We start from the raw sequence: 23,616 nt of genomic DNA, 5'->3' as shown, positions 1-23,616 counted from the left end.
GATCCGTTGCTCCTTTACAAAGTTATCAGGAGAATTTCGCTTAAGCGTACTGCCGCTTCAGCAACTCCGGATATTCATTACTTACTTTCAGGATCAGTTCACCAAACAAAGTATTAGCCCAGGCAAACCATTTACGGGTAAACTTCGTCGGATCATCCTTCTGGTAAGATTCATGAATGAAGCCAGTGTTGCCATCCGTATTACGGAGTGTTTTAAGGCAGGCTGCAATTTCTTCCCTGTCATGACTGGTCAATGCTTTCATAATGATACTCATCGGCCAGATATAGTTTTCACCGGTATGCGGACTACCTATCCCATCACCAAACTTACCCTGGTAGTACCATGGATGGAAAGTACTCCATACAAAATGACGGGAAGCCTGATACAGCGGATCTTCTGCAGTGGTGTAACCCAGGTATGGAATAGAGAGCAGACTCGGTACATTGGTATCGTCAATGAATAAACGATTGCCATAGCCATCTACTTCAAAACCATACATATTACCCAGTTTCGGATGCTCTACAATCGCGTAAGCCTTGATAGCACGATCCACTTCATCCGCCAGCGCAACGCATTCTTTCGCGAAAGCCGCATCTTTATAAACAACCTCACTTATTTCCGCCAGCTGACGCAGTGATACTACCGCAAACATATTGGAAGGAATCAGGAAAGGTAATACAGTAGCGTCATCAGAAGGACGGAAAATGCTTACAATCAGCCCCACCGGCAACATAGGCGAGCCGTATCCTGAATTAGGCACGGTATCCGACTGCCAGGCGGTTACACGCTGGAATTTGTAAGGCCCTTTGCCCTCTTTACGCTGCTGCTCCTTAAAGGTTTTCACGATTAAGTGAGCCGCTTTTTTATACTGCTCATCAAACACTTTCGTGTCGTTGGTATTTTTCCAGTAGTGGTAGGCCAGTCGCACCGGATAGCAGAGGGAGTCTATTTCCCACTTGCGTTCGTGCAGTTCCGGCTTCATGTCGGTAAGATCCTTTTCCCATTCGCTGCCAGTAGGGCCATCGTTAAAAGCGTTGGCATAGGGATCAATCAGGATGCATTTAGCCTGACGGTGAATAACCCCGGCAATAAGCTGCTGCAGTTTCTGATCATCTTTTACCAGCGCCAGGTACGGCCATACCTGTGCGGAAGAATCGCGCAGCCACATGGCGTTGATATCGCCTGTGATCACGAATGTATCGGATTTACCATCTACCACCTTATAATTCACAGTGGTATCCAGCGTATTAGGAAAGCAGTTTTCAAACATCCAGGCCAGTTTATTGTCGGCAATCTGTTTTTTTACTGCCACAATGGTTTTCTCCACCGCGTCGCTGGTGAACTTACGTTGTGCCATCGGCGGACGCTGAGAAGTATACCCATCCCATCCAAACACTGTTTTCGGCAATCCTAAACTTACGGCTCCTGCCAGCAGGGCGCCGCTTTTAAGAAAATCTCTCCTTGCAACCATAGCTGTTTTGTTGTTTATGAAAGTGTAAAATAGCAAAGATTTCGGGATTTGCTAAATCGATTTGCCTGAAATTTATTAAACCCGTTCCAGGCCATTTGCCGCAGGCAAATGGCCTGGAACGGGTAGGGCCGGCACTTTCGTCCCAGCCCTACCCGTTCTATATTTACAATATGGCATTACATATTTCTCCTGTACTGCCCCCCCACTTCATACAATGCGTGGGTGATCTGCCCCAGTGAGCAATGCTTCACTGTTTCCATCAGTTCCTCAAACAAGTTGCCGTTGTTTACAGCCACCTGTTTCAGCTGCTTCAGCGCAGCCTCGGCCTTCACGGCGTGGCGGTGCTGGAAGGCATCCAGGGTATTGATCTGGAAATCCTTTTCTTCGGTAGTACTACGAATTACCTCCGCAGGAATAACCGTTGGAGATCCGTTCTTATTCAGGAAGGTATTCACGCCCACAATCGGATATTCGCCGGTATGTTTGAGCGACTCATAATACATGCTCTCTTCCTGGATCTTATTACGCTGGTACATTCTTTCCATGGCACCCAGCACGCCTCCGCGCTCGGTAATGCGCTGGAACTCCGCGAGTACGGCTTCTTCTACCAGTTCTGTCAGTTCCTCAATAAAGAAAGACCCCTGTATCGGATTCTCATTTTTAGCAGTACCCAACTCACGGTTAATGATCAGCTGAATGGCCATTGCTCTCCGCACACTTTCCTCTGTAGGCGTGGTAATAGCCTCATCATAAGCGTTGGTATGAAGAGAGTTACAGTTATCGTAGATCGCGTATAACGCCTGCAGTGTAGTGCGGATATCGTTGAAATCAATTTCCTGTGCGTGCAAACTCCTGCCGCTGGTCTGAATATGATATTTCAGCTTCTGTGAGCGGTCGTTGCCCTTGTATTTATACTTGATAGCTTTAGCCCAGATACGGCGCGCCACACGGCCTATCACCGCATATTCAGGGTCCATACCATTGCTGAAGAAGAAGGAGAGATTAGGTGCAAAGTCATCGATATTCATACCGCGACTCAGATAATACTCCACATAAGTAAATCCGTTAGCCAGCGTAAACGCCAGTTGTGTAATCGGGTTGGCACCCGCTTCAGCAATGTGATAACCGGAAATACTTACAGAATAGAAGTTGCGCACTTTGGTATTGATGAAATACTCCTGTACATCGCCCATTAGCTTCAGCGCAAACTCTGTCGAGAAAATACAGGTGTTTTGTGCCTGATCTTCTTTCAGAATGTCGGCCTGCACGGTACCGCGAACGGTGCTCAGTGCATGGGCCTTTATCTTTTCATAGATCTCCTTATCCAGTACTTCTTCACCGGAAATTCCCAGCAGGGAAAGCCCCAGTCCATCATTCCCCGCAGGCAGATCACCATTATAATGTGGCAGCGGATGATCTTTAAATTTATCGCGGATAATGGCCTTTACTTTTTCAGTCAACCCATTTTCTTTGATGTATTTCTCGCACTGCTGATCGATGGCGGCATTCATGAAAAACGCCAGCAGGATGGGCGCCGGACCATTGATGGTCATGGACACAGAGGTTTTCGGATCGCAGAGGTCGAAGCCACTGTAGAGTTTTTTGGCATCATCCACCGTTGCAATGCTTACACCGGAGTTACCTATTTTACCGTAGATGTCAGGACGCACTGCCGGATCTTCTCCGTACAGGGTAACGCTGTCAAACGCGGTGGACAAGCGCTTAGCCGGCTGATCGAGCGATACGTAATGGAAACGTTTATTTGTTCTTTCCGGACCACCTTCACCTGCAAACATACGGGTAGGATCTTCTCCTTCGCGTTTCAGCGGGAATACCCCTGCTGCGTACGGGAATTCACCAGGCACATTTTCCGTGAGCTGCCAGCGAAGGATGTCGCCCCAGTCGCTGTACTTAGGTAAACTCACTTTAGGGATACGGCTATGGCTCAAACTTTCTGTGTAATTAGGCAGTTTGATCACTTTATCCCTCACCTTAAATTCATAGAATTCAGCAGTATACTGCTGCTGTAAGGCCGGCCAGTTATCGATCAGTTGCTTGCAATCCGGGTGCAGTTCTTTATGTAATTGTTGCTGAATGTCAGCCAGGGTAGCAAGTTTAGCATCATCGAGCTGCAGCTTCATTACACCGGCGATCTGGTACAGTTGTGTGGCAATTTTGCATTGCTCATTTACCCAGGTCCCGTAATCTCCGATAGCCTCTCCTATTTCGGCCAGGTAACGTACGCGTGCCGGCGGTATGATCTGGGATTTGGTGGTGGTAGCTTTCACGCTTTCATGTTCAATCTCCCCGAAAGCAACACCTGATTTTTCTACCACTTTCTCCATCACTTTTTCAAAGAGCAGGTTGATGCCGGCATCATTGAATTGCGAGGCGATGGAGCCTACCACTGGCAGCTCTTCGTCTTTGGCTGTCCAGAGGTTGTGGTTACGTTTATACTGCTTGCGCACATCGTGCAGGGCATCGAGGGCGCCGGCTTTATCGAATTTATTGATAGCGATTACATCTGCGTAATCGAGCATGTTGATTTTCTCCAGCTGTGAGGCGGCGCCGTATTCAGGCGTCATCACGTAGAGGGATACATCGCAGTAGTCAGTGATCGCAGTATCACTTTGCCCGATACCGGAAGTTTCCAGGATGATGAAGTCAAAGGCCGCTGCTTTGCAGATGTCGATGGCTTCCTGGATATGCTCACTGATGGCTTTGTCGCTTTCGCGGGTGGCCAGGGAGCGCATGTAGGCTCTCGGGTGGTGAATGGAGTTCATGCGGATACGATCTCCCAGCAAAGCCCCACCGGTTTTTTTCTTGGAGGGATCTACAGAAATGACTGCAATAGTTTTGTCGGTATGCTGGTTGATAAAGCGGCGTACCAGCTCATCTGTCACGCTACTTTTACCGGCGCCACCGGTACCGGTAATACCCAGCACAGGAATACCATCGGCGGTGGTGGTGATTTCCGCCACATCTTCACCTACGGTAACGGCTGTACGGGATTTTTTGCCGTTGAGCATAGCTACCGGCATATCGCTTTCTGCCAGAGAGATGGCTCTGGCAATGATTTTCGGGTTTTTGTCCTGCTGGAGGAGGGCAATATCTTCACCGCCTGTTCCTGCCGGCAATGGCTCAATAGGTGTATCACAGCGGCTGATCAGGTCTTCAATCATTCCTTCCAGGCCCATCTGGCGGCCATCGTCAGGGGAATATAGTCGTGCAATGCCATAGGCATGCAGTTCCTCCAGCTCTGTAGGCAGGATTGTTCCGCCGCCGCCACCGAATATTTTAATATGTCCACAGCCTTTTTCTTTTAACAGGTCGTACATGTACTTAAAAAACTCCACGTGGCCTCCCTGGTAGGATGTTACAGCAATACCCTGTGCATCTTCCTGGATGGCACAATCCACTATTTCTGCAGCAGAGCGGTTATGCCCCAGGTGAATCACCTCAGCTCCCTTTGCCTGCATGATGCGGCGCATGATATTGATAGCAGCATCATGACCATCGAATAAGGCGGCCGCCGTTACAATGCGAACCTTGTTTTTTGGTGTATACGACATATTATGATCTTGTTTAGACGCACAGGTTTGTGCGATTTGCAATTTACGTATTCTTTGGCCGGAATCATCCTGCTGTCACCGGAAGGTGGTGGGATTTCATTAATCAGCTTTCAATGGTAACGGGGAATATTAAGGGTTTATGAAACGAACCTTATGGTAGGTTAGATGATTATTAAAGAGGATTGGCTTATGAATAAAATTGTCGAAAAGGGAGATTTTTTGCCCCCTCCTGCAGGACGCGCTCAGGTTGTCCTGAAGTATAGGGTGCGGCCCGCTGGTGGCCGTGGCCAGGCTTTATCAGCATCTGCTCGTCACGATAAATCTGGTCAATTGGACTGACCGGTTGACCGGGGACTTGCCCCCTGCCGGCTTAGCATCTCCCTAAAAAAAATTCCCTTGTACGGGCAGTACAAGGGAAATTAAATGGAAAAGACACCAGGCAAAAATGCGAAGCAGCCTTTTGTTTCATAACGTGGAATTATAAAATCAACTATAGAGAAAAACTTTATTTTTAAATTAATTAATGATGTAAGAAAAATCAGATAGATACTTTTCTGATCAACAAGGATTTCTACATACTGGTCATTACAACAATTACTTTAGCGATTATCTTTTCGGCAAATATGGCATCATCAAAAACAGATGATTTCTTAGGATGTGTATATCTTACACAATCTTAATTAAATTTTTGTTAAAAACAAAGTTTTCCGAACCTTTTTTGGAAAATAAAATTGTAAAAATGACAAATTCATGCAACAGGCTCCTAAGCCTTTACAGTAAAGGATTTGAAAGAAATTTTATTTTAACGGAGATATCTCTGAAGGCCTAAGTAGGTGATAAAAAAATATCAGTTTATGGTATTTAAAAGCCAATACCCAAATAGCGCTTTTTACGCTGGTCGTACTTATCAAAATTGAATTTATATAGCTTGGCCGGACGATGAGGCACATCGGCTTCCTCCTCATTCAGGTCCATCAGCAAATCCATACTTAAAAACTTCTTGCGGAAATTTCTTCTGTCCAGTTGTACATCTAAAATGGCTTCATAAAGGTTTTGCAGCTCGCGGAGTGAGAATTTTTTAGGGAGAAGATTAAACCCGACCGGCTGTACCATCACCTGCTGCTTCAGCCGCTCATGGCAGGTATCCAGGATCTGTTTATGGTCAAACGCCATGTACTGAATATCTTTTACGCTGTGCCAGTGTAGCTCATTATTATACATCTTCAGCTCCACATGCTCTATGTTTACAAGGGAATAATAAGCCACCGTTATCACTCTCCCGGCAGGATGGCGCTGTATACCACCAAAGGTCTGCACCTGCTCCATATACACATCCTCCAGGCCGGTGCGCTCCTTCAATACCCGGTAAGCGGCTGCATCCAACTCTTCCTCAGGCCGCACAATGTCGCCCAACAGCGACCAGTTGCCCTTGAATTCCTTCAGGTCAGACTCAATTAATAATACCTTTAACTCATCATTATTAAAACCAAAGATCACACAGTCGACCGAAATGGCGACCTTGAAATAATCCTTTATTTCAACAAGGTGTGTATTGATGTTCTTGGTGGACATGGATGACATCATAGACTAACGTGGAATTACAATAAAATGCTGCTTTTCAAAAACGTAGCTTCAAATAACCTAAAAATTACCAAATTTTTGAAACTTTAAGCAGTATTTTTTCCATTAACCCAGTGCTGGCCTTCGCCAGCAGAAAAGATAAGTTTATTTTTACAGCTCAGTTAATAAGACTATGTATACAAAAGATATTGAAATAACCCTTAGCCAGATGGCCAAACAACTGCTGGCCCTCCAGCAGCAGGACCAACTGCTTCACCAATCCATTGATGAAACCCTGGAAGGCCTCCGCCGGGTAATTTCGTATAACGACTGGCGTTATTACGTGCAAAGCGATCCTGTACTCAGCGATTATGAATATGATCAGCTGTTTGCCTGGCTGAAAAAACTGGAGGGACTGCACCCTGACCTCGTTAGCGCCGACAGTCCCACCCAGCGCGTAGCCAAAGGCCTTACCAAAGAGTTTCCTACTGTGCAGCACCTCGTGCCCATGCTCAGCCTGGAGAACTCCTATAATGCAGATGACCTGATCGACTGGGACCGCAAAGCCCGCGAGGCCGCAGGCCTCCCGGAAATTGAATATTGCATCGAACCTAAATTCGATGGTGCCAGCATTTCCCTGATCTACGAAAATGATATGCTGAGTCGCGGCGCCACCCGTGGCGACGGTATTTCCGGTGACGACATCACCACCAACATCCGCCAGATACGCAGTATTCCACTGTCTGCCCGCTTTTCGCAATACGGTATCCAACAAATAGAAATACGCGGCGAAGTGCTGATTAATAAAACCACCTTCAAAGCCTTCAACGAAAAGAGGATGGCCGAAAACCAGCCACCACTGGCTAATCCAAGGAACGCCGCCTCCGGCTCACTCCGCATGGTAGATCCTGCAGAAGTAGCCAAACGCGGTCTGGAAGCCTTCCTCTATCATATGAGCTATCATACCATGGAGCCGGGCAAAGCGGAACCTGCACAGCTGGAAACACATAGCGGCACGCTGGACCTCTTATCCACACTGGGATTCAGGAGCCCGGCCAAAGAAAAGAAAGTAGTAAAAGGTGTGCAGGCAGTTATCGACTACTGCCTCTGGTTCGAAAATGAAAGAGATAATCTGCCATATGAAATCGATGGCATGGTCATTAAAGTAAACGACTACGCCCTGCAGGATAAACTGGGTATGACCACCCACCACCCCCGCTGGGCCATTGCCTATAAGTTCAAAGCCCGTCAGTCCAGCAGTAAGCTCCGCGCCGTGGAGTTCCAGGTGGGACGCACCGGTTCCATCACGCCGGTAGCTAAAATTGATCCGGTACATATCGGTGGTGTTACCGTTTCTTCGATCTCGCTGTTTAATGAAGAGGTGATCCGTGAAAAGGATCTTAAACTTGGCGACACCGTGCTGGTAGAAAGAGCCGGCGATGTAATCCCGTACATCGTGAAGTCCAACGCCGACCTGAGAGATGGTACTGAAACGGATATCGTATTCCCTACCCATTGCCCGGTATGCAACGATAAACTGTTCAAACCGGAAGGAGAAAGCGTTTGGCGCTGCATCAACATCAATTGCGAAGCCCAGGTGGTAGAACGCATCATCCACTTCGTGAGTAAAGATGCGATGGATATCAAGAGCTTTGGCGAAAGCAATGTGCGTAAGTTTTATGCACTGGGACTGATGAAAGATATTCCCGGAATTTATGAACTGGACTTTGATAAAATAGGCCAGCTGGAAGGGTTTGGGAAGAAGTCACTGACGAACCTGCAAACGGCTGTCGAACAATCAAAATCGCAACCGCTGCATCGTTTGATATTTGGACTGGGCATCCGTTATGTCGGAGAAACAACGGCCAAAACACTTGCCAATGCCGTCACCAATATCATGGACCTGGCAGAGTTTACAGAAGAACAAATATTATCACTGGAAGATATAGGACCTAAAGTGGCAGGGTCCATCAAACAATTCTTCAGTAACGCGGATAATATACACCTATTGGAAAAGCTCGCAGCCCTGGGCATTAACATGAACAACACCAAGAGTGCAGCTGCCGGCACCGGAGAGCTGAGTGGTCAAACCTTCCTGTTTACCGGCACACTCCACAAGCTCAAACGCAGCGATGCCGAAGAAATGGTGGAAGCACACGGCGGCAAAATCGTAAGTGGGGTAAGCAGTAAGCTCAACTACCTCATTGTAGGAGATGATGCCGGCAGTAAACTGGAAAAAGCAAAAAAAATCAATACTATCAGGATCTTATCTGAAGATGAATTCCTGGCAATGATACAGTAGCATGATGGATGATCAGTATTTTATGAAGCAGGCGCTCGCAGAGGCCCGCAAGGCCTTTGACGCAGGGGAAGTGCCTATTGGTGCAGTAGTGGTACTTAACGAACGTATTATTGGTCGTGGTTACAACCAGGTAGAAATGCTTAGCGACTGTACGGCACATGCGGAAATGATTGCATTAACCGCAGCCTTCAATACACTCAGCAGTAAGTACCTGATGGATGCTACCCTATACGTAACAGTAGAACCTTGCCTTATGTGCGCAGGCGCCTTATACTGGAGTAAGATCGGCCGCATTGTATACGCCGCACCAGATGATAAAAACAGTTATCGCCGCGCCACGGGTACAACATCTCCCTTTCACCCAAAAACCAAACTGGAAGAGGGCCCCGGCCGGGAAGAAAGCCTGACGCTGATGAAAACATTCTTCTCTTCCCGTAGAAAATAAACCGCACCAAACGAAACCGAATGTTGCGTCAATAAAAAAAGCCTGATGTGTATAACACATCAGGCTTTTTCTTATCAGGTTCAGGAATCCTTACTTCTTAGGAAATCCAGGATCCATCAGCTTATTCATGGCCATCATCTGTTGCATGGTTTTATCCATACCTTCAGAAGAGCCGTCGAGGAAGATCACGTTACCCTTACCGTTTTCAGCAAAGTTTTTGATCGCTTCCGTCCACATAGAAAAGAGGATAACAGAAGTATCCAGGTTAGCCTGCTGCATTTCTTTAGCGGCAAGACTCATACCTTTGGCCACCTCTTCGCGGAACAGGGCCACACCCATACCACGCAGCTGCGCTGCCTGACGTTCTGCTTCTGCTGCAATTTTGATGGCGTTACCATCTGCTTCTGCCGCCTTGGTTTTAGTGATCAGTAATGCCTGACCTTCGTTTTCAGCAGCAGCTTTCAGGTTATTGGATGCTACCACCTGCGCCATGGAGCGCATGATAGCTTCATCAAAAGTGATATCGTTCATCTGGAGATCCTGCAGGTGATAGCCCCACTCTTCCAGCGTTTGATCTATCTGCTCTTTTACGTGTTCAGTGATATCGCGGCGCAGGCCCAGCACTTCAGACTGGCGTTTGGTAGCCACGAAGCCACGGATAGAACCTTCAATAGTACGTACCAGCGCCTGCATAAAGCTGCGCTCATCCATAAATTTGAAGGCCACGTTTTTGATCGTTTCTTCCTGCTGGTTCCATACAGAATACAACAGCATCGCTTTAAAATATACGTTCGCCTGATCGATGGTGATCGCCTGGAACTCCAGCTCTACAGACCTGTTTTGGATAGATATTCTCTTGAAAACCTTTTCAATCACGGGAATTTTGAAGTTCAGACCGGGAGGAAGTGCACGATTATACTTTCCAAAGATGGTGGTTACAGCAATGGTTCCCTGCTGCACTGTCACAAAACACGACAACAGAAAAAGGACTGCCAATAGAATAATGACATACGTAACAATTTGCATAAGCTTTACAGTTTAGGTAGGGTTTGAATCCATAAATATAAGCAAATAAAATTCACCTGCCAGTCAGGGTTGGACAGCCGGTACGGGGTTATTTTGAGGATTGTTTGTTTGAAGACAAACAATGGATGAACTGAGCTTAAAAATACAACGAATGAAAATCTAAAAAGCTAAGTCAAATCCTCTGTTTTCTTCTGAAAAATATGAATACGTCATCTAATTCAATTTGTTTCAATTGATAGGCAAGCCGGGTTCTCAGATCCTCTGTTTCATCTTTTATTTTTCTATACTGATCTTTCAAACTCTCGTAACGGGCTACAATCTCTTCAGCAGAAGCCGTTTGTTCCAGCTGCAAAATGTAAAATGCTCTTTCCTCGGTTATCATAGTGATAGGGGTGTTTCAGCCAATAATCATATCTGGATGCGAATAAAACATACATAATATTATTTTACTAAATTACTGGAGAATCAAAAGCGAGCAAATACCCAACCTTGGGTATTTTTCGAACTTTTTTAGCAATGTTTAGCAAAAACGACACCGGCTTTGGAACTCTTATACTTTGGTTTTCAGAAAAATACAATTTAAATGATAAAAATTCAACAGGTATAATATTTTGTTGACATCAAATTTTATCAAGAAAAGTCTGTAAAAAACCGATACTATTTTCTCCTTATTGGCTATTGAAATCCGATCTTCCGGGCAAGTGAAACCAGCTCAGTGCTATTCCTCACCTTTAACTTCAGCCGGATATTTTTACGATGAGTTTCCACAGTATATCTACTCAGGTTTAACGTGTTTGCGATTTCTTTATTGTTTAAACCCTGTACTGCGAGGGCCAGTACATCTTTTTCTCTGGCGGTAAGTTTATTCAACAGGTTTTCATTTTGCCGGCGCAGGATTTCTGCAAGGGCATCAGAGAGGGCTGCGTTGGTATCCATGGCGCCCGACAGGTCCAGGAACGCGCAGATGATTTCTACTACCTCCCCGTTTTCATTTTGCGTAAAGGGTACTTCCAGGCCTAATAACCAGCGGTATTCGTCTTCCCCCTGCTTCTTTACTCTGACAATGCCTCCGAATTGCTGTTTATGATTCCGGAATGATTGCTGGGCCACAGCGGCCAATTTAAAGTCATCGGGATGCATGATACTTTTGAAAAAGTCCATTCCCAACCCTTCCAGTTCAGCGGGTGTGCAGCCAAATGCTTCTGCAAGGCCCTGATTACACCAGGTTATACTTTTCTTGTTGTTATCATAACTATACAACATAGCGGGTACATGATGCAGGATACCTTCCAGCCATTGCACGCGATGCCTTAATTGCTCGTTCTCCTTTTGCAAGGCGGAGAGGGAAAAGTTCTGGCCTAATTCCGAGGCTGTCTGCATACTAAACGTTTTAAACAAACAATAGGTAACTCACAACATATAGGCATATACGAAAACGCCTGTGTTACGTCCTGTTAAACCGAGTGTCTGTAAATTTAAAATAAAAAATCATATGTCCAAGTCAACCATTCATGTGATGCGAGGATTATATATTTATAATTGATAGGGGTATCAAAATTCTTAATTGATTTTTAGCCAGATAGGCAGTAAATTTGGCGACTATCTCGAAAAAAATATTATAAACCCATAAAAAACTGAGTTATGGCATTTACACTTCCGAGCTTACCTTACGCTACAGATGCGTTAGAACCACATATTGACAAACAAACTATGGAAATCCACCATGGTAAGCACCACCAGGCTTATGTTGACAACCTGAACAAAGCTGTTGCAGGTACTGAAAACGAAAATAAGTCCCTGGAAGAGCTGGTAGCCAACGCCGGCAAAATCAGCCCTGCGGTAAGAAACAACGGTGGTGGTCACTGGAACCACAGTTTCTTCTGGAACATCATTGGCCCAAACAAAGGTGGTCAGCCATCCGGTAAACTGGCAGACGCTATCAACAGCGCTTTCGGTTCTTTCGATGCTTTCAAGGAGAAATTCAACGCTGCCGGCGCTACCCGCTTCGGTTCCGGTTGGGCATGGCTCATCGTTAAAGATGGCAAACTGGAAGTTACCTCTACTCCTAACCAGGACAATCCCCTGATGGACGTAGCTGAAGTAAAAGGCACTCCTATCCTGGGTGTTGACGTTTGGGAACACGCTTACTACCTGAAATACCAGAACCGCCGTCCGGAATACCTGGCTGCTTTCTGGAATGTAGTAAACTGGGATGCAGTTACTGCACTGTTCGAAAAAGCATAAGGATACTACCTGATAAAAAAACCTCCCTGGTATCTATCAGGGAGGTTTTTTATTTTGTTTTAGGGAGATGTAAACTGCACCTGGCAGTATCCCCTACTTCAATTCTTTAATTTTCACGTTCTTAAACCAGATTTCGCTGCCATGATCCTGTAGCGCAATCATCCCCTTGGAAGCCTTGCCGTATCCGGCTGCATCTTTCCATTTACCGGTCTCCTTGCTCCTCTTCCACTCAGGACTGTTGATGGTATATTCCGCCGTTTTCTGCCCGTTCAGCCAATGTTCCACATGGCCTTTATTAACGGTGATTTTAGTATGGTTCCACTCCCCGATTGGGTTAGAAGCCGCTACCAACGGAGGGTTCATAGCGTAGTTAGCACCTGTTTTCTGCCAGTCCTCCAGCTTTTCCGGGAAGTTATTATCATCGATGATCTGGTATTCCGGACCACTCAAATAAGGTGCATCAAATTCTTCTGTAACCAGGTACAAGATACCAGAATTACCTTTGGCCGCCAGCTTCCAGTCGGCATCCAGTTCAAAGTTTTCAAACGCTTTATCACTGGTGAGGTCCGCACGCTTATCGCTTTTATCGGTGTCGCTGCCTACGCAATGCAGAATACCATTTTCCACCAGCCAGGTTTCGGTAGTTTTTCCTTTGTAGCCATGCCAGCCATCTTTGCTGGTACCGTTAAATAACAGCTGCCATCCTTCTGCCTTCTCAGCATCGGTGAGCACGTTATCGGTTGCAGATGCTGTTACCGCAGCGACTGCGGCGGTATCGGTTTTTTCCACCTTCACGGAATCAGCGCTGGAGCTATTGTTGGCTCCCCCGCAGGAAGCAGCAGTTAACACCACGGCTGATAATACGGGTACAATAAATTTTTTCATGTTCATACTATTTAATTTTTTAGCTCACTACTTTAAGGTTGTTTGGGTCCCATTTGATGATCTTGTTATTGAAATAGCTGTCGTTACACAGCAATGCAGGCGCTGCAGCGCGGAAGCCAAATAATGGATCTTCTGCTACCTTACCTTTGTTACGCATCGCATTGAACAGATTATAGAAGTGATCGAAGTGCGCCCCTTTGTAGCCCTGCTCTGCTTCATACACCAGCTTCTCCGGTGGCAGCATGGACTTACGGTCATACACATACGATTTTCCGGTATTAACATTGTTCTTAGCAGCGGTCAGCGGATCATTGTTATCCGCTTCGTTGCGGTTTTTATAAAGCGTCACCTTATCCCACTCCACCGTCATAGAGCCTTCGCTACCCACCATTCTGAGGTAGTTGGTACCACCGGTACCGTCCACGAAGTTCACGCGGAGCGACAGGTTAAACGCAGGATGAATAGCAGTTTCAGGATAGTCGAACATACCCAGCATGATATCTGGTACTTCCCTTCCATCTTTCCAGTAACGCAGCCCACCGGTAGCCATTACTTTGTCGGGCCCTATGGAGCCGGTTACGAAATGCAGGCTTGAAAACAGGTGCACGAACAGGTCGCCGGATACGCCGGTACCATAGTCACGGTAGTTACGCCAGCGGAAGAAACGTAGCGGGTCGAAATCGCGCTTAGGTGCGTTTTTCAGGTAGGCTTCCCAGTCCACCGTTTTGGTAGAGGCATCTGCAGGAATCGGGTATTGCCATGCGCCTGTTGGCGACATGCGTGCCCAGAAACCCTCTGCGTAATTGAGCTTACCAATAGCACCTTCTGCCAGCAGCTGCCTGGCTTTTTCATTACCCAGGGAGCTCATACCCTGGCTACCCACCTGGTATACCACGTTGTTACGCTTTTGCGCATCTACTACTGCCGGACCTTCTGTGATATCGTGTACCATTGGCTTTTCGCAGTAAACAGACTTTCCTTTGTTCATGGCAGCCACAGATATCTCTTTATGCCAGAAGTCAGGCGTAGCAATGATAACGGCATCGATGTCTTTACGATCCAGTATTTCATTGTAATTGCGGGTAGTGAAGATGTCATTACCCCATTTCTTTTTGGCATCGGCCAGTCGGCCATCGTACAGGTCGCAGGCTGCAATCAGCTTAACGCCCGGTACAGTAATGGCAGTGTTGGCATCTGCTGTGCCCATACCGCCGGCACCAATGAGTGCAATCTGGATCTGATCATTGGCACTGTACCTTTCGTTTAGTCGTGATAGTGATTCGATGTTCCGCTTTCTATCAGCCGCCGTAATGATGTTGGGGAGCAGTGATGCGCCTACTACCCCTTTGGCAAATTTGCTGATAAAATTCCTGCGGGAGTTTTCGTTGGAATTGACTGGCATGAGTACCCTTTTAGCTTGTTGAAAATGATGATAGCTTAAGATAGGGACAATTGCCAATACTTGCAAAGTATAGGGAGAAGTTTTACATAGGCGGTTTTTTCATCCGCCTGCGGCAGATGCAAAAACCGCGGGGATAACCGAGGCTGCCGGCCTTCAGCCAGCAGCAAAAAGGGAAGGAATCAACCGGACCCAGGCCCGGTAGATTCCTTCCCAAAAAAATATCTGCCAACTTATTTTGCCGGCGCCAGCAATTTCTTATATGCCGGCTGATCCACCAGTAATGCGATGGCTCTGTTCACTTCATTGTCTGACTGGAGGCTTTTAGCAATGCGGCCTTCCATCATGTAATACCGGTTTACGATCTCCTCTTCGAGGAGGCGTTTGATCTCTTCCTTATTTTTCAACAGGTCCTGTTTTTTGTCGTGCTTCAGCTTTTGCTCCAGCAACTCCAGGTCTTTGGACACTGCATCATAATATTTTTCTTTTTGGGCAGTGGTTTTGAAAGATTCCAGGGCATCTTCACTACGTGTTTTATAGCTATAGTCCTTGTTCTCCAGGAAACGTTCAAAATCGTCGAAATCAGCGTCAGTAAAGCTAAACGCAGTAGCAGCAGCAATTTTCGGATGGTTGTAGTAATACTGTGTACCATAGTCGAAAATGAACTGTTTACGCAACAGCGATATAGCTACCGGGCTCAGGTAGGTAGGATCTACTTTTGCGTCCGGCTCTATTCCGCCACCATCTTTCACGGTTCGGCCGCTGATGGTTTTAAACGATTTCCGCATGGAGTCGGCTACATAGTCCACACTGCCATCTTCTCCACGGTGGGAGTAGTCGATAGCCTGGATGCAGCGACCACTGGGCGTATAATATTTTGCCGTCGTTACTTTCAGTTTGGTGTTATAGGGCAAACTGCGGGTGGTTTGTACGAGTCCTTTACCATAAGAGCGCTGACCTACAACGATGCCGCGATCCAGGTCCTGCATGGAGCCTGCCACAATTTCGGAAGCGGATGCGGAAGTGCGACTGGTAAGGATTGCTAATGGAACATGTACATCAGCAGGAGCACCACTTGTTTCATAGGTACGGTCCCAGTTTTTCACTTTCCCACGTGTACTTACGATCAGTTTATTTTTATCAACGAAAGTATTGGCAACGGTCACTGCTTCATCGAGGAGGCCGCCGGGATTACCGCGCAGGTCCAGGATCACGCCTTTAATGTTCGGGTTAGTACGTTTAAGTTGTTCAAAGGCTTTACGCACCATGTCACCGGAGTTTTCGGTGAACTGGGTCATTTTGATGTATCCAATATCGTTTTTCACAAATCCTGAGTAGGATACCGGTTTCACATTAATTTCCTGTCGTGCTATCTTTTTGGTGGTGGTAGCATTGGTCAGCGGGTGGCGGAATACGATATCGAGGGTAGTACCCGGGTTCCCTTTCAGGAGCTTGCTGATACTGTCCTGCGGGATGTTTTTCATGGATTTGCCGTCCATTGATTCGATGATATCACCGGGCTTTACGTTGGCTTTATCCATAGGGCTGCCGGGATATACGTCGGTAATGCTGGTCCAGTCGCCATTAGTGTTGATGGAAGCCCCTACGCCACCATATTTGCCGGTGGCCATGTATTTAAGCTCATCGAGGTTTTCTTCGGCGATAAAGTCGGTATATGGATCCGTTTCATCCAATATAGCCTCAATCCCCTTTTGGATAGTCTTTTCCGGCGGCAGATCATCTACGTAGTAAGTATCCAGCTCGCGGTAGAAAGCGGCGAAAATATCCAGGTTTTTGACGATCAGGAAGTATTTATTGTTTTCGTCAAAGGCGAATATACCGGTAGCGGTGATCAGCAGCACCAGGATGCCGCAGATGAGTTTCTTTTTTCTGGTAAGGAAGTTACCCATAAGAAGGTTGCGATAGTTGAACAAATAGTCGATGGCGGGTTATGGCACTGGGTCATAACCGTGGCCGCCCCAGGGGTGGCATGACAAGATACGCTTTATGGTGAGATAGCCTCCTTTGAAGAGGCCATATTTTTTAAAGGCTTCGAGTCCGTAATGGGAACAGGAAGGGGTATAGCGGCATTTGGCTCCCAGCCACGGGGAGATCAGCCACTGATAAAGTTTAATGAGGAATATAAAAGGATAACCCAACCAACGCACAACACGGTTCATAAACTACTTTTATCAATAATTAGGAATGGGAGGCAGCGGTGGGAACAGGAGGTTCTCCGGTGGCTGCCAGTTTCCTTAAAATTACCGAAATTTTGCTCTGAACGGTAGAAAAGGGCTGGATATTTTTGTCGGTGTAGATCAGGAACACCGCCAGTTTGCGCGACTGTGCGGACAGCTGGTCATAGAGCTGGTGCTTTTCCAGGCGCCAGGCTTCACGGGTCAGTCGTTTGACCCGGTTTCTGTCGGTAGCATGTGGGAACCGGCGTGTAGAGGCGCTAAAGCCTACCTGTACAGGGTATTTATTTACAGGCAGTTCATCTACCGGCATATAAACCACCCTGTACGGAAAAACAGAAAACGCTTTTCCTTCCCGAAAAAGCGTTTCAATAAGTTTTCTGCTTTTTAACCTTTCTTCCTTTTTAAAAGAATAAGTTTTTATGGCAAATAGTATTTAGCTACTAATTATTTCAGCTTACGCTCGTCAGAAACAGTCAGCTTCTTACGACCTTTTGCTCTACGGGAAGCCAGTACCTTACGGCCATTAGCAGTTTCCATTCTCTTTCTGAAGCCGTGAACGCTCTTTCTGCGTCTGTTATGCGGTTGAAAAGTACGTTTCATTTCTTTTAATTGTTTTTACCTGTACTATACTAAAACTCCCGTTAAGGGAAACTGTTTTTTAAAACGGAAGGCAAAGGTAGCAGATTTTTTTTGAAATGCGAAAATTATTGCCGGAAAATAAAAATGGAATGTGGAATCAGACCACATTCCATCTTCAATATATTGATTATCAATTATTTGATACCCAGTTTAGTCTTTACAGGAACGAGGATATCGTCACCTGCAGGAGAAACCAGCAGCATACCGTTGCTGTTATCGATCACATAACCGTAACCTTTTTCTTTAGCTACATCTTCGATAGCTTTGCGGGCTTTATCGTAGATTGGTTTCAGCAGCTGAGCCTGTTTTTCCTGAATTTTGTTCTGAGAAGCTTCGCTGTAGTCCTGGATACGTTTCTGGATATCCTGCAGATCTTTAGCTTTGATCTCTTTCATATTATCAGTCATGCTTGCTGCTTTCTCATTGAATTCTGCGAGTTTCTTCTGATATTCATCATACATCGCTTTACCGTCTCCTTCGAGCGATTTAGCAAATGTTTGCAAATCAGTTTCTGCTTTTGCAGTTTCAGGCATTGCAGTTACCAGTGCCTGAGCATTGATATGCGCTATTTTAGCCTGTGCCATTGCATTTACGCTGAACAAACCGGATACTGCCACAAAAGCAATAATAACGAACTTCTTCATGATGTTGTCTGTGTTTAAAAAAATTTAAATACTTATAGTTAAAAAATAGGTGCCAGCTTTATTTCTTTACGCCGAGGGATTTGAGAATCTCGTCACTTTTATCCAGTTTAGGATCGTAAAATATAACGGTTGCGCCGCCTGACTTGTCCAGTACGAAATCAAACATTCTACCAGCTGCCAGTTTCTGCACGGCATTATATATTCTGTCCTGAATAGGCTTTACTAACTCCTCTCTCTTCTTAAACAAATCGCCCTCATAACCGAAACGTTTCTTCTGCAGGTCTTTGGCATCTTTCTCCTTCGCTACTATTTCGGCCTCTCTCTTCTGCTTTAACTCTTCGGTGAGCATTACCTGCTCCGCCTGATAAGACTTATACATCTTATCTACCTCCTGAAACTTGGCATCAATTTCTTTCTGCCATTGCTCTGCAACAGCATCCAGTTTTGTCTGCGATTCCTTATACTCAGGAATACTTTCAAGTATATATTTTGTATCTATCACACAATAGCGCTGTGCACTTGCTCCCCACGCTGCGGCCAGTATAAAGGCCATTGTAATAAATATTTTCTTCATGCTACATAGGATTTAAACTGCATCCCGGCTAGCCGGTTTAATTCATGCAATATATAATTTATTTTCTCATTATTCGGGTTCGAAACCGAGCATAAAGGTAAACTTAGCCGCGTTCTTCAGACCCTGACCAGGCTGTATCCTGTCAAATCCTATACCATAGTCAAATCCAAGTAAGCCAAACATAGGCAGGTAGAAGCGCATACCCAGACCAGCAGAGCGACGCAGCCTGAATGGATTGTAATCCTGGATATCACGATAGCCGTTTGCAGCTTCCACGAAAGCCAGACCAAAGATGGTTGAACTTGGGTTCAGACTGAAAGGATAACGCAGCTCCATCACGTACTTGTTGAATACAGTGAAACCTTCGTAACCCACCGGCTGACCGCTTTCAGGATTGATATTCGGATTGGAGGTATAATACACCGGATAACCTCTCTGGGAAATGATATCACGGTCGTAGATCGCAAAGTTACTCAAACCATCGCCCCCCAGCTCGAAGCGGCCAAATGGTGATAAGGTAGTTCTGTTATTGTAACGGCCAATATAACCGAATTTGGCAGCCACTTTCAACACGAACGTTTTATTATCACTACCCATTGGCTTGCTCAAAGGCACGTACCACTCGGCGTTGAAACGATACTTCTGATACTCGATAAGTTTGAACTGCTCCGCAATTGGCTCTGCCTTGTAGTCTTTATCAGGGTGCAGTAAGGAATACGGCGGCGTAAACTGCGCACTCAGCATAAAGTTGGAACCACTGCGCGGGAAGATCTGCTGATCCACGGAAGAACGTGCAAACTGCAGTTTCAGGTTGATGTTATTCGCATTACCTGTTGCAAAACCCGGAATACCGAAGTAGTTATAGTTCTTCAACCGATACTGCTGATAGTTCAGGGAATATTGCAGGGAGAAATAGTCATCCGGCCATTTCAACTGCTTACCCAGCGCCACAGAGGCACCCAGTACACGGAAGCTACCATTTGGCGAGGTAGTGGTATCGTTATACAGTTGTTTGTAGTAATCGTTGTAAGCATACGGGTTCTGATAGCTGCTATAGAAGCTCACACTCAGCATATTCCTTTTCTTACCACCCAGCCATGGCTCAGTGAAAGAGAAGTTGTACGAACGATATGCCTTACCGTTGGAAGAAACACGGATAGAAAGTTTCTGGCCATCACCACTTGGTAACGGGTCCCAGGTTTCTTTCCTGAAGATGTTTCTCAGGGAGAAGTTGTTGAAGGTAACACCGAGGGTACCGGTCAGACCGATATAACCACCCCAGCCCGCGGAAAGCTCCAGCTGGTCGTTTGCTTTCTCTTCTACCGTATAATCAATATCCACTGTACCATCCTGTACGTTTGGTACCGGGTTCATACCAATTTTTTCAGGGTTGAAGAAACCCAGGTTGGCAATCTCACGGTTAGAACGGATCAGATCCTGGCGGGAGAACTTCTCCCCCGGAATGGTACGCAGCTCACGGCGAATTACGTGTTCGTTGGTTTTTTCGTTACCCGCGATACGTACTTCCTTAATAGTAGCCTGCGGCCCTTCGCGCAATCTGATTTCATAATCGATGGTATCGCCATGGATCGCTGTTTCAACCGGATCAATCTGGAAGAACAGGTAACCATAGTCCATGTAGTAGCTGGTGATATCACCACCTTCCTGCGACATTTGTTTACCCAGGCGCTTTTCCAGCAGTTCCAGGTTGTAGATATCTCCTTTTTTGATACCGAGGATTTTGGTCAGGGTAGAGTCGTTATACCTTACATTCCCTTTCCAGGTAATATCCCCGAAGTAGTACTTTTTACCTTCAGAAACCTGGATATCAATATTCAGGTTTTTGCTGGCAGATTTATAGGTCGTGTCCTTTACCAGTAACGCATCCCTGTAACCATTCTTATTGTAGTAAGCGATCAGCTTACCTTTATCTTCAATGTATTTGCCTTCGTTGAATTTGGCAGAGCTAAAAAGTTTAAAGCGGAAGTACGGGTCCAGCTGGTCCAGTGCCCTGGTAGGCTGCAGGAAGCCATAAGTTTGCCAGAAGTTATCCGGCTGCGGGATGGAATCCTTGTAGAGTACTTCTCTGTCGGGGTGCAAGGTAATGTGGGTCATTTCCTTGGTACCCTTCATGCGCTTTTTCAGCTTGTTATCCGCAATATTGTAGTTATCAACGATGTTGATGTTATTGATGCGGGTTTTATTTCCTTTATCGATGGTGAAAACGATAATGGCACTGTTTACGGAGCCGCTGTCGATACGCTGATCCACGCGGATGGTAGCATTACCAAAGCCTTTATCCGCATAGTACTTATGTACAACACCGATTACATTCTGTTTAACACCTTCACTCAGCACATTTCCTTTACGAATGCCGGCTTTACCGGAGATTTCATCTGCCTCGGACTTTTTAATGCCCTTGAAAGCGAAGCTACCGATACGGGGCATTTCCACCAGGTCGATTTCCAGCCAGATCTTACCGTCCTCGATTTTGGTAACATTGATGGAAGCTCCTGCAAACAGGCGCTGTGACCATAGGCTCTGCAAAGCTTTTGCGAACTGATCGCCACCTGGGAATACCACCTTATCGCCTACATTGAGGCCGGACAGAGACAGCAGTAATGACTTATCGAGATATTGGGTACCGGTTACGGTAATATCTGCAATCTCGTACTGTTGCGGGGTACTCACATTGCTGGGGAATGTGTACTGAGGATCAGCAGGTGTTGGAGGTGGGGGTACGGTATCTTTAACTTGTGCGGATACACGGAACCCGGCGCCACAACATAATGCTATAGCCAGTAGGCCCTTAGGAAATAATTTCTTCATTCTGCTGAATTTGTTCGCTTGTTTTGCCAAAACGCCTTTCTCTGGTTTGGTAATTTAAGATGGCTTCGTAAAGATTCTCATTGCGGAAGTCGGGCCAGCGGGTGTCTGTAAAATACAGTTCCGCGTAAGCCAGTTGGTATAAAAGGAAATTACTGATCCTGCATTCTCCACTTGTACGGATCATTAATTCCGGATCAGGAAATCCGGCGGTACAGAGATATTTCTCGAATACATCGGCGGAAACTGTAGCCGGGTCCAATATACCTTTTTGTGCATCAGCTGCAATTTTTTTGGCCGCGTTCACAATTTCCCACCTGGCGCTATAGCTAAGGGCCATTATAAGAGTCAGGCCGGTATTATGGCTGGTTAGCGCAATGGCCTCCTCCATTTCCTGTTTGGCCTGGGCTGGCAACATGTCCAGGTCCCCGATCACATTCAGCCTGATATTATTTTTAGAAAGGGTATTCACCTCCTTGCGGATGGTGTTTACCAGTAATTCCATAATTCCATTCACCTCATACACCGGGCGGTCCCAGTTTTCGGTGGAGAAAGCGTACAGGGTCAGATAACCTATTCCAAGTTCTGCACAGGTCTCAACGATGTTACGCACACTTTCCACCCCTTCGTGATGCCCGTACAGCCTGTCCTGTCCCCTCTCTTTAGCCCAACGGCCATTCCCGTCCATAATTATGGCGATGTGTTTCGGTAGCCGTTGTAAGTCCAATTTATCCTTCAAACTCATTTGTGTCAGGCGTATATTAACAGATTATAACAGATTTACTAAAAGTGTGCAAAGATACAAAAATAGAGTAATGACTTTTTTAGCCAAACGCGGCAGGGGTTTTTAACGTAGTTTTAACAGCGAATACAGCACCATAGCGCATTCCAGAGAATTCGCAGGTATTGTTTGGCTGTTTAACGGGAAAGTTTGCCCGCCGGTAGAAAGCCGGGCAAAGGTATCTAAAATTTGCAGTGATAAGAGGTAAATAATATGCTAATGGAGAGCTCGATAGTTATAAACTGGTCCTTATCCCGGCTATTGCCGCGCTGGAAGCCCTTTACACCCAGCGGATCACCCACGGCACCCGACCTGTCCTGCAGCTGGTAAGCCACCGATGGCTGCCCGTTAAAGCCCGGCGGAAACGCCGAAGCCCCTGCATAAGTGGTGCTCACATCATCCAGGTAATCGGTTTCCGTATACCGGTACACCGCCTCTATGGCCACATTCACCTTCCGGGAAATATTATACTTGAAACCGCCCCCAATCAGCCAGGCATAGCTCAGCAGACTGTAAGGCTTACGCTCCGGATACACCGAGGTGCCCTGCCCTTCTGTATGTAACGGCTGTAAAAAATATTTTTGGCCGTCCAGATAAGCATAAGGATTATAGCGAAACACGCTGATCCCGCCGGTAAAATATGGTGAAAATCTTCTATCTAACGATCCCGGCTCAAACCGAAAAAAATTAAAATCTCCCTGAAAAGCCAGCTCAAAAAGATCGGTATTGAAACTCAGGTTCCTGCGCCGCTGAAATTCATTATCGTTATAAACATCGGAATAACCCAGCTGCATATACCGCCCGTGCGCCCTAACTCCCACATAATCATTGAAATACTTCCGGTAATAGATACCTACCGACGGCTTCATCGCATTCAGCGCCCTGCGTGTATTCAGGTCGCCAAAATAATGTGCCGTGCCTATCGAAACACCCAGCTCCCCCACATATTCCAATTCCTGCTGGGCAGCAACGCTTCCCGACAGGAGCAATCCCGCGGCTAACAGCCATGCAGATACGAAGTTTCCAGGATATAAAAGTTTCTTGCGCATA

General features: G+C 46.3%; 20 protein-coding genes. 3 read left to right on the top strand and 17 right to left on the bottom strand.

Annotated elements, in window-relative coordinates; all coding sequences use genetic code 11:
• Positions 1-40: 40 nt before the first annotated feature.
• The 3 genes from KW844_RS02675 to KW844_RS02665 all read right to left on the bottom strand — a co-directional run bounded on the left by KW844_RS02675 (position 41) and on the right by KW844_RS02665 (position 6,627).
• A complete protein-coding gene (locus KW844_RS02675; protein WP_218375148.1) occupies positions 41-1,471 on the bottom strand; it encodes a glycoside hydrolase family 125 protein in 1,431 nt (476 codons plus the stop codon).
• A gap of 176 nt (positions 1,472-1,647) precedes the next feature.
• Positions 1,648-5,043 carry a methylmalonyl-CoA mutase family protein gene (locus KW844_RS02670; protein ID WP_218375147.1) on the bottom strand — a complete coding sequence of 1,132 codons (3,396 nt, stop codon included), beginning with the start codon at positions 5,041-5,043 and terminating at the stop codon, positions 1,648-1,650.
• An 861-nt stretch (positions 5,044-5,904) separates the two neighbouring features.
• Positions 5,905-6,627, bottom strand: coding sequence for an NUDIX domain-containing protein (locus KW844_RS02665; protein ID WP_245805703.1), 723 nt, complete (start codon positions 6,625-6,627; stop codon positions 5,905-5,907).
• 205 nt (positions 6,628-6,832) lie between these two features.
• On the opposite strand from KW844_RS02665, the gene ligA reads away from it, so the two are divergent.
• A complete protein-coding gene (gene ligA / locus KW844_RS02660; RefSeq protein ID WP_255578128.1) occupies positions 6,833-8,905 on the top strand; it encodes an NAD-dependent DNA ligase LigA in 2,073 nt (690 codons plus the stop codon).
• Position 8,906: 1 nt separating this feature from the next.
• On the top strand, positions 8,907-9,350 hold the full coding sequence (locus tag KW844_RS02655) for a nucleoside deaminase (protein ID WP_255578127.1): 444 nt from the start codon (positions 8,907-8,909) through the stop codon (positions 9,348-9,350).
• 90 nt (positions 9,351-9,440) lie between these two features.
• On the opposite strand, the gene KW844_RS02650 is transcribed toward KW844_RS02655, so the two are convergent.
• From KW844_RS02650 to KW844_RS02640, 3 genes are all read right to left on the bottom strand, one after another.
• Positions 9,441-10,376 (bottom strand): SPFH domain-containing protein, encoded by a 936-nt coding sequence (locus KW844_RS02650; protein ID WP_218375145.1) that lies wholly within the window; start codon positions 10,374-10,376, stop codon positions 9,441-9,443.
• 172 nt (positions 10,377-10,548) lie between these two features.
• Entirely contained in the window at positions 10,549-10,758 is a 210-nt protein-coding gene (locus KW844_RS02645) for a hypothetical protein (RefSeq protein ID WP_073084319.1), read from the bottom strand.
• 293 nt (positions 10,759-11,051) lie between these two features.
• Positions 11,052-11,756 carry a LuxR C-terminal-related transcriptional regulator gene (locus KW844_RS02640; RefSeq protein ID WP_218375144.1) on the bottom strand — a complete coding sequence of 235 codons (705 nt, stop codon included), beginning with the start codon at positions 11,754-11,756 and terminating at the stop codon, positions 11,052-11,054.
• A gap of 261 nt (positions 11,757-12,017) precedes the next feature.
• Between KW844_RS02640 and KW844_RS02635 the strand changes: the two genes are divergently transcribed.
• Complete coding sequence (locus KW844_RS02635) at positions 12,018-12,620, top strand: superoxide dismutase (protein ID WP_218375143.1); 603 nt, start codon at positions 12,018-12,020, stop codon at positions 12,618-12,620.
• A gap of 93 nt (positions 12,621-12,713) precedes the next feature.
• Here the strand turns inward: KW844_RS02635 and KW844_RS02630 are convergent, their stop codons facing one another.
• The 11 genes from KW844_RS02630 to KW844_RS02580 form a co-directional block, all read right to left on the bottom strand.
• Complete coding sequence (locus tag KW844_RS02630) at positions 12,714-13,505, bottom strand: DUF1080 domain-containing protein (RefSeq protein ID WP_218375142.1); 792 nt, start codon at positions 13,503-13,505, stop codon at positions 12,714-12,716.
• 19 nt (positions 13,506-13,524) lie between these two features.
• Positions 13,525-14,907: a Gfo/Idh/MocA family protein gene (locus tag KW844_RS02625; protein ID WP_218375141.1), complete on the bottom strand. Its 1,383-nt coding sequence runs from the start codon at positions 14,905-14,907 to the stop codon at positions 13,525-13,527.
• 230 nt (positions 14,908-15,137) lie between these two features.
• Positions 15,138-16,814, bottom strand: a complete 1,677-nt coding sequence (locus KW844_RS02620) for a S41 family peptidase (RefSeq protein WP_218375140.1) — start codon at positions 16,812-16,814, stop codon at positions 15,138-15,140.
• A gap of 39 nt (positions 16,815-16,853) precedes the next feature.
• Positions 16,854-17,084, bottom strand: coding sequence for a membrane protein insertion efficiency factor YidD (gene yidD / locus KW844_RS02615; RefSeq protein ID WP_218375139.1), 231 nt, complete (start codon positions 17,082-17,084; stop codon positions 16,854-16,856).
• 19 nt (positions 17,085-17,103) lie between these two features.
• Positions 17,104-17,523, bottom strand: a complete 420-nt coding sequence (locus KW844_RS02610; RefSeq protein WP_218375200.1) for a ribonuclease P protein component — start codon at positions 17,521-17,523, stop codon at positions 17,104-17,106.
• 23 nt (positions 17,524-17,546) lie between these two features.
• Positions 17,547-17,702, bottom strand: a complete 156-nt coding sequence (gene rpmH / locus KW844_RS02605; protein ID WP_012788729.1) for a 50S ribosomal protein L34 — start codon at positions 17,700-17,702, stop codon at positions 17,547-17,549.
• Between the two features lie 173 nt (positions 17,703-17,875).
• A complete protein-coding gene (locus KW844_RS02600) occupies positions 17,876-18,385 on the bottom strand; it encodes an OmpH family outer membrane protein (protein WP_218375138.1) in 510 nt (169 codons plus the stop codon).
• A 58-nt stretch (positions 18,386-18,443) separates the two neighbouring features.
• A complete protein-coding gene (locus KW844_RS02595; protein WP_218375137.1) occupies positions 18,444-18,959 on the bottom strand; it encodes an OmpH family outer membrane protein in 516 nt (171 codons plus the stop codon).
• A gap of 69 nt (positions 18,960-19,028) precedes the next feature.
• Entirely contained in the window at positions 19,029-21,788 is a 2,760-nt protein-coding gene (locus tag KW844_RS02590; protein ID WP_218375136.1) for an outer membrane protein assembly factor, read from the bottom strand.
• Positions 21,769-22,530 carry an isoprenyl transferase gene (locus KW844_RS02585; protein ID WP_073084338.1) on the bottom strand — a complete coding sequence of 254 codons (762 nt, stop codon included), beginning with the start codon at positions 22,528-22,530 and terminating at the stop codon, positions 21,769-21,771. Before KW844_RS02585 ends, KW844_RS02590 begins: the two co-directional genes overlap by 20 nt.
• Before the next feature lie 218 nt (positions 22,531-22,748).
• Positions 22,749-23,615, bottom strand: a complete 867-nt coding sequence (locus tag KW844_RS02580) for a DUF6089 family protein (RefSeq protein WP_218375135.1) — start codon at positions 23,613-23,615, stop codon at positions 22,749-22,751.
• Between the last annotated feature and the right edge of the window lies 1 nt (position 23,616).

It is taken from the genome of Chitinophaga sp. sic0106, assembly GCF_019219075.1.
Taxonomy (GTDB): domain Bacteria; phylum Bacteroidota; class Bacteroidia; order Chitinophagales; family Chitinophagaceae; genus Chitinophaga.
The sequence above is the reverse complement of the archived record's forward strand: the minus strand, read 5'-3'. Positions and strand labels throughout refer to the sequence as shown.